The sequence below is a fragment of the Chitinophaga agrisoli genome (assembly GCF_008386695.1).
In the GTDB taxonomy this organism is placed as follows: Bacteria; Bacteroidota; Bacteroidia; order Chitinophagales; family Chitinophagaceae; genus Chitinophaga; species Chitinophaga agrisoli.
The window spans coordinates 1-459 of sequence record NZ_VUOC01000077.1 but is presented as its reverse complement, the minus strand read 5'-3'; the positions used below and the strand labels follow the sequence as shown (position 1 = coordinate 459).

2 rRNA genes are annotated in these 459 nt (G+C 41.6%); both read left to right on the top strand.

Annotation, left to right across the window (positions count from 1 at the left end):
- Positions 1–107, top strand: a 5S ribosomal RNA gene (gene rrf, locus F0L74_RS32925); the annotation flags it as partial.
- A gap of 91 nt (positions 108–198) precedes the next feature.
- Positions 199–316, top strand: a 5S ribosomal RNA gene (gene rrf / locus F0L74_RS32920).
- Positions 317–459 lie beyond the last annotated feature (143 nt).

Below are 459 nucleotides of genomic sequence, written 5' to 3'. Positions count from 1 at the left end.
GACTGCTCTGAAGTGCTCAATACTGCTTGATCTCAAAAGCTAAGCAGGGATTGGTTTGGTTAGTACTTGGATGGGAGACTACCTGGGAATACCAGTTGCTGTAAGTTTTTCATAATGCTGTTGCTTGGGCCCCTAATTAATTTCTTTGCTTTTGGTGAACATTAAATAATAAAAGGGCAGATCTTCACAGCAGTAGTAGCTTAAGGCCAGACTGCTCTGAGACACTCATTCCTGTTTGAGCTCAGAAGCTAAGCAGGTTTGGCCCTGGTTAGTACTTGGATGGGAGACGACCTGGGAATACCAGGTGCTGTAAACTTTTTCATAATGCCATTGTTTGGGCCAGCAATTGATTTCGTTGCTTTGGTAATTATTAAATAAATAAAAGGGCAAAACTTCACTGGCTTTATAGCTTAAAACCAGACTGCTCTGAAGTGCTCAATCTTGTTTGCTCTCAGAAAC